Raw genomic sequence first — 5,479 nt, 5'->3', positions numbered from 1 at the left:
AGGCATCAAAAAAATGGACGATGCCCATTCAGAATTGGCGTATGGCGCTGAATCGATTTATGATTGAGTTTGGTGACCGTATTCAACAATACGACTACTAAGTTGTTCCGTGGCATTTACACAGAATTTCTTACAGGCTCCTCTTAGTTGCGTCGACCAGTTGAAATTACCACAGTTATCTTTAAAAACGAGCCACTACCGTAAGAGCCCGTTCAACATCGGATTGATTTACGTTGAGATGGGTCACCCAACGGATGCGTCTGACCGGACCATCTTTGCTTTTTTGAATCCCGCTTGTCACACGAATATTGTTCTCTGCCAAATACGGCAAAAAGACGCTTGCGACATCGCTGGCAACATCCATAAACAATATATTCGTATGTGCAGGATGGACGACAGTCGAGCTTTCATTCAGTCTGGCATGAGTGCGGATAATCTCTTTTAGTCCGTTCGACAACATCGACGCATTTGCATGGTCATCAGTCAGCCTTTGAACATTGTTTTCTAGTGCATATATACCGGCTGCCGCCAATATTCCAGCTTGACGCATACCACCACCGAGCATTTTTCGTGTGCGTTTCGCCTGCGCAACGAAAGAGGAAGAACCGAGTAATAAAGATCCTATTGGTGCACCTAAGCCTTTCGACAAACAAAGCGAGACAGAATCGTAGGAGTTACAGATGTTCTTCGCCTCCTTAATTGGATCACTACTATTCTCTGTCGCGATCGATACTGCGGCGTTCATCAAGCGCGCGCCATCAATATGGGAGCGCAAACCATATTTTTTTGCCAGCATCTGGACATCACGCATATAAGCGAGTGGCAGCACCTTGCCACCGGTCGTGTTTTCAAGAACGATAAGCCGTGTCCTTGCAAAATGAGGATCATCGGGCTTAATCGCAGATGCAATATCGTCAAGCGCTATCGTGCCATCTGGCTGATTTTCTAAAGGTTGAGGCTGAATTGATCCGAGCACTGCCATGCCGCCAGCCTCCCAACGATAAGTGTGCCATTGTTGACCAACTATCGCTTCTTCTCCGCGCTGGCAATGTCCCATCAAGGCGATCAGATTAGTTTGAGTGCCACTTGGTGCAAATAGAGATGCTTCAAACCCGAGCATCTCTGCCGCCATGTCTTGTAGTCGGTTGACGGTAGGATCATCTCCATATACGTCGTCACCTAAAGGCGCGTCGGACATCGCTTGCTTCATCGCGAGTGTGGGTTGCGTTACGGTATCGCTTCGAAAATCGCCCATGAATTTATTCCGATAAAAGTTAGTTTAGTTTGAGACTTTTGAGTGACTGACTAGTTGAACTGTTATTTGCTTTTGAGTCGTCAATTTATTGGTGAATGCTCGACAATATCATAGGTAAAGCGAGTCGTTATTGTCGCTACAAAAATAGGGAATCATACAAAAAATAGTTATTAGCCAAATACAATTTGGTCGTACTGTCCCGCTGATGTATCCGCCCTAAATGCAGATATCGGAGTACATTGATGTTTCAGTCAGCGATATCTTAATGGCTGTTGAAACATATTTCCTATCAATCTGGAGACAATAATGATACAAGTTCGTAAAGTGATTATCGCAAGTTTGTTCACATGTGCCACCGCTATGACTGGTTGCAGCTCAAATCCAATGATGTCGAACGAGGTTGCGATCAACGGAAAATTAACAGCATCTGCCGAGACGCCATCAAATTCAAGTACCGGAACGGGTTTGCTGGCGGCGACGTTTAACAAGCAAACAAATGTTCTCAACTGGACTGTGTCCTATTCTGGGCTGACTGGCCCAGTGAAAGCAGGACATTTTCATGGACCTGCAATTGCCGGACAAAATGCTGGTGTGGCACTTGGTTTCACCGGTAGCACTGATAGTCCAATCAAAGGCTCTGCAACATTGACTCCAGCACAAGCAGCCGATTTGTTAGCGGGCAAGTGGTACGTCAATTTACATACTGCGGCTAATCCCGGTGGTGAAGTTCGCGCTCAGGCTTTGATTGCGCAATAACTCAATCGGATGATGATTATTTCAAGTTGTTTCGAATGTACGCGGTGAATATGCGCCGTGTACTTTTTTAGATCTACGCCCAAAAAGGTTTAAATATCCATAGCGCCTTTTGTACAGAGTAGATTTTTATAAAATAACGCAGTGATGCGATACCGAACTATTCGCCACGTTACATAAACGAGCGATATTCAATGACACGAATCGATGGATTATATGTCTCCAGCTTTATAGCCCGGCAGGAGCTTGATCCTATAATGAAGACTCAAGCATCACTCGCCTAGCTGACTGTATGGACTATTGTATTCGCGGTGGCACAAGACCTATGGCAAAAACCGATACGACTGCCATCTGTCAAATTGAAGCCAATGGATCGAATAAAGTATCGATTGAGAAACCATTTGCAGTTCTTCACCTTACCCTCCAACTAATAAGCATATAAAAGTTATGAGACTCAATTCAGACTTATCTAAACGGGTTGTGATCGATCCTTCAACGTTACATTGGCTCGATTCGCCAATCACCGGCATTCAACGCCAATTACTAGAACGTGACGGAGAGGAGATCGCAAGAGCTACATCAATTGTGCGTTATCAGCCAGGTTCTGTTTTTAAGACCCATCAACATGATTTGGGTGAGGAAATCCTTGTTCTGGATGGGGTACTTTGCGATGAATCAGGAAGCTACGGTCCGGGGACTTACATTAAAAATCCCCCTGGATCTTCGCATGCGCCAAGCTCTACGACTGGATGCACATTGTTCGTAAAACTGCGCCATCTTGATCCGGACGACAGCCAACGTACCATAGTCGATACGGCGAGTGCGGCATGGTTGCCAGGACTTGTGCCGGGTTTGTCAGTGATGCCTCTGTCAGAGTTCAATACTCAACATACGGCCTTAGTACGATGGGCTCCAGGGACGCGTTTTAGTCAACATCGACATTATGGTGGTGAAGAAATCTATGTATTAGCCGGTACCTTTGAGGACGAGTTTGGAAAGTATCCGGCTGGTACATGGATACGCAGTCCGCATTTGAGCATGCACAGTCCTCTCAGTGAGGAGGGATGTACTATCTTAGTCAAAACTGGCCACTTGCCTGTCGCTGGCTCAGCAGAAATATTCGGATAACGCCCTTCACAAGATATCACCAACTTTCGAACCCGTATGCATTGCGGAGAAATAGTGCACTTGACTTGGAATCAAATCGACTCAGTGAGATGCCAAAATGCTGATGCGATTGTCTTGCCCATGTGAGGTATAGTTGACCTTGGCAAATTTGAAATTATCAATTTAAGGTTATGTGTCCAATGAATAACTCGTCGAATTACACACCTCCCAAAATATGGACTCCTAATACCCAGCAAACAGGACGATTTGCGAATATTAACCGCCCGACCGCAGGCCCTACCCACGCCCGCGAGCTACCGGTAGGACGTCATCCGCTGCAACTTTATTCGCTAGGAACACCCAATGGTGTCAAGGTTACAGTGCTGCTTGAAGAGCTGTTAGCCGCAGGATTTATCGGTGCAGAGTATGACGCCTGGTTGATCAATATCAGTGAGGGCGAGCAATTCAGTAGTGGGTTCACCGACATCAATCCGAACTCAAAAATTCCTGTTCTGGTGGATCAAAGTAATGGAAATCCGATCCGCATTTTCGAGTCCGGTGCAATCATGATTTATCTGGCCGAGAAATTTGGCGCCTTCTTTCCTGAAGGCGCCGCCGATCGGGCGGAGTGTCTTTCCTGGTTGTTCTGGCAGGTGGGGAGTGCTCCATTTCTTGGCGGTGGCTTTGGGCATTTCTATGCTTATGCGCCTGAGAAGATCGAATATGCAATTAACCGCTATGCCATGGAGGTTAAAAGACAGATGGACGTTCTTGACCGCCGGCTCGCCGAAAGTCAATTTGTTGCCGGCGATGAATATACTATTGCCGACATGGCGATTTGGCCATGGTACGGTGCATTGGCCAAAGGACAGTTGTACGAGTCAGGAGAATTCTTGCAGGTCCAGGAATATACCCATGTGCTGCGATGGACTAATCAAATTGCACAACGGCCCGCTGTAAGACGCGGACGTATGGTCAATCGTGTCTTTGGTGATCCGGCAAGTCAACTGCATGAGCGACACGATGCGAGTGATTTCGATACAAAAACGCAAGACAAATTAGTTAAACCTGTCTGATCAGTGACAAACCTCTGAATGGAACATCAACCCATGATGACTTTTTATGATTGCAGTACTGCCCCCAGCCCACGTCGCGCGCGAATCCTCCTTTCAGAGAAGAAGGTAGTCTACGAAACGGTTCAGGTTGATTTAAGGAGCGGAGAGCAACTCAGTGAGGCATACCGACAGATTAATCCACTCTCTACGGTTCCTGCGTTAAAAACGGAGAGCGGAATAGTATTGACTGACAATGCAGCGATCACAGCTTTTCTTGAGGCAAAGTATCCAGAGCCACCGTTGCTCGGAATAACCCCGGAAGAGAAAGCCGAGATTGCGAGTTGGAACTGGCGGGTTGAATTTGAAGGATTGTTGGCAATTGCAGAGGCAATGCGGAATAGCTCTCCCTCGATGAAGCAACGCGCTTTACCAGGACCAGTGGACTACCAGCAGATTCCAGAACTCGCTCAAAGAGGTCTGGCGCGGATACAGCAATTCTTCGTTACCTTGAATGATCATCTGGCAAATCGGGAACATATTGCGACAGATCGATTCAGTATCGTCGACATCACTGCGGTAGTTGCAGTCGATTTCGCCCGCGTCGTCAAGATCAAGCCTGATGAGCAACATCCGCATTTGCTGCGATGGCGCACATTGATGGCGAAGCGGGAGGCTATGTCTCTTTAACGAGTATCGTCGCATTAACCTTGATGAATATAGCACTCAGGTAGTCGGATACATTTGAAAATTGATTGACCCGATATACTGATTACCAAAGGAATGCGATTTCCGGTAGATATTATTTGGGTGTGAATCCGGCGGTGCGCTGCATCTGCGTTGAGCGACGCAATTTCCTGTTGGTAGCAACAACTAACTGGTTCTTGCCATGGCCAATGTGGTGGCTCATTTCTGCTTGAAGCGCCCGCTCCACCAAGGCTTTCGTGAGCTGCTTTAACAGGCCGTCCTCACCAATCGAATCTTCAGTCTTTTTATACTCGGCTAGCAGCACATCGATTAATACAGCCGGAAGGGAGTATTCGCTAAGGTCATTATTACTCATCCCAAAATATTGCAGTTTCCTGCGAAATGACCGATTACAAAAAATTCTTACACCGCGATCTTCGGCAATCACCGTAAATCTGAATGAAAAACCCCAGTCTATTCAGAGTAATAAAAAATTTGTCTGACTTCAATTTATCTTAACTACATGAGATTCGTATGCGTCCGACAGACCCACCTAGACGATCAGCAAATAACCGATTTTGCCCGCAGCGGAAGCAATTCATCAATACGATTATTTTTACAGGTA

General features: G+C 46.5%; 5 protein-coding genes and 1 pseudogene. 4 read left to right on the top strand and 2 right to left on the bottom strand.

The features are described 5' to 3' along the window. Positions 1 to 181: 181 nt before the first annotated feature. Entirely contained in the window at positions 182 to 1,255 is a 1,074-nt protein-coding gene (gene ltaE / locus AAKU61_RS22080) for a low-specificity L-threonine aldolase (protein WP_354335729.1), read from the bottom strand. 306 nt (positions 1,256 to 1,561) lie between these two features. Between ltaE and AAKU61_RS22075 the strand changes: the two genes are divergently transcribed. The 4 genes from AAKU61_RS22075 to AAKU61_RS22060 all read left to right on the top strand — a co-directional run bounded on the left by AAKU61_RS22075 (position 1,562) and on the right by AAKU61_RS22060 (position 4,857). Beyond that, complete coding sequence (locus tag AAKU61_RS22075) at positions 1,562 to 2,011, top strand: CHRD domain-containing protein (protein WP_354335727.1); 450 nt, start codon at positions 1,562 to 1,564, stop codon at positions 2,009 to 2,011. Positions 2,012 to 2,455: 444 nt separating this feature from the next. Further along, entirely contained in the window at positions 2,456 to 3,136 is a 681-nt protein-coding gene (locus AAKU61_RS22070) for a cupin domain-containing protein (protein ID WP_354335725.1), read from the top strand. Between the two features lie 179 nt (positions 3,137 to 3,315). After that, positions 3,316 to 4,191, top strand: a complete 876-nt coding sequence (gene yghU, locus AAKU61_RS22065; RefSeq protein ID WP_354335723.1) for a glutathione-dependent disulfide-bond oxidoreductase — start codon at positions 3,316 to 3,318, stop codon at positions 4,189 to 4,191. Positions 4,192 to 4,224: 33 nt separating this feature from the next. Beyond that, the gene (locus AAKU61_RS22060) at positions 4,225 to 4,857 is read left to right on the top strand and encodes a glutathione S-transferase family protein (protein ID WP_354335721.1); all 633 of its coding nucleotides are present in this window, start codon (positions 4,225 to 4,227) and stop codon (positions 4,855 to 4,857) included. A gap of 181 nt (positions 4,858 to 5,038) precedes the next feature. Here AAKU61_RS22060 and AAKU61_RS22855 read toward each other — a convergent pair. After that, positions 5,039 to 5,230 (bottom strand): annotated as a pseudogene (locus AAKU61_RS22855) (IS256 family transposase); the annotation flags it as partial. Between the last annotated feature and the right edge of the window lie 249 nt (positions 5,231 to 5,479).

It is taken from the genome of Undibacterium sp. GrIS 1.2 (assembly GCF_040544435.1).
In the GTDB taxonomy this organism is placed as follows: domain Bacteria; phylum Pseudomonadota; class Gammaproteobacteria; order Burkholderiales; family Burkholderiaceae_D; genus Undibacterium.
Note: the sequence above shows the minus strand (reverse complement) of the source record. Positions and strands in the feature narration are given on the sequence as shown.

Excerpts from the sequence above, each read along its gene's own strand:
- ltaE (WP_354335729.1), bottom strand. The coding sequence starts at position 1,255 with ATGGGCGATTTTCGAAGCGATACCGTAACGCAACCCACACTCGCGATG.
- AAKU61_RS22075 (WP_354335727.1), top strand. The coding sequence starts at position 1,562 with ATGATACAAGTTCGTAAAGTGATTATCGCAAGTTTGTTCACATGTGCC.
- AAKU61_RS22070 (WP_354335725.1), top strand. The coding sequence starts at position 2,456 with ATGAGACTCAATTCAGACTTATCTAAACGGGTTGTGATCGATCCTTCA.
- yghU (WP_354335723.1), top strand. The coding sequence starts at position 3,316 with ATGAATAACTCGTCGAATTACACACCTCCCAAAATATGGACTCCTAAT.
- AAKU61_RS22060 (WP_354335721.1), top strand. The coding sequence starts at position 4,225 with ATGATGACTTTTTATGATTGCAGTACTGCCCCCAGCCCACGTCGCGCG.